The following is an 808-nucleotide window of genomic DNA, read 5'->3' on the forward strand; positions in this document are numbered from 1 at the left end:
TGGCCATCGACACCGTGGTCAACAGCGCCGACGCGCGGGCCGAAGGCTTCGGCCAGGCGAAGCCGCAGCGCCTGGCGCTGATGGCGTCGCAGGTGTCCGACGCCTTCGCCACCAAGTCCCGCGTGAACGCCGAGACGGTATGGAACGGCAGCTTCCTGCCGCCGGCGGCCGAGCTCAACATCCTCCCCAGGAAGTGATGACACCGGGGGCCGGCCCATGGGGGGGCAGCCCCCCCGGCCCGTCCGGGCCTCCCGAGCCCGCCACGCGCCACCCGGCAATTGCTACAAATTTGATAGCAATATGCCCTAGTACCAATTGTGCTGGTGGCCCTTTTCATTCCAAACCCATCTCTCATCCCATGCAGGCCGACGACACCTATTTCGTGGATTTTCGCGATGTCTGGCTCGCCTACAACGAAGAGTTGCTGCGCGCCAACCACTTTGCCGTCGAAGCCATCGACCTGCAGGTGCGCCGCGGCGAGTTCATCGCCATCGTGGGGCCCTCGGGCTGCGGCAAGTCCACCTTCATGAAGCTGGCCACCGGGCTGCGCATGCCGTCGATGGGCAAGATCCGCATCGACGGCCAGCCCGTGACCGGCCCGCTCAAGATCTCGGGCATGGCCTTCCAGGCCCCGTCGCTGCTGCCCTGGCGCACCACCGTCGCCAACGTGCTGCTGCCGCTGGAGATCGTCGAGCCGCACCGCAGCCAGTTCAAGGCCCGCCGCAAGGAATACGAGGCCCGCGCGCCGCGCCCTGCGTGCAGAAGGTCGGGCCTGGCCGGCTACGAAGACAAATTCCCCTGGCAGCTG

General features: G+C 67.1%; 1 protein-coding gene and 1 pseudogene. Both read left to right on the top strand.

The window, feature by feature from the left end:
* A pseudogene (locus tag AC27IQ_RS26045) lies at positions 1–197 on the top strand (ABC transporter substrate-binding protein); the annotation flags it as partial.
* A gap of 161 nt (positions 198–358) precedes the next feature.
* Positions 359–808, top strand: a 450-nt coding sequence (locus AC27IQ_RS26050; RefSeq protein ID WP_487091369.1) for an ATP-binding cassette domain-containing protein, incomplete at its 3' end; no start/stop codon positions are given.

The organism is Acidovorax sp. KPB24-07 (assembly GCF_057543315.1).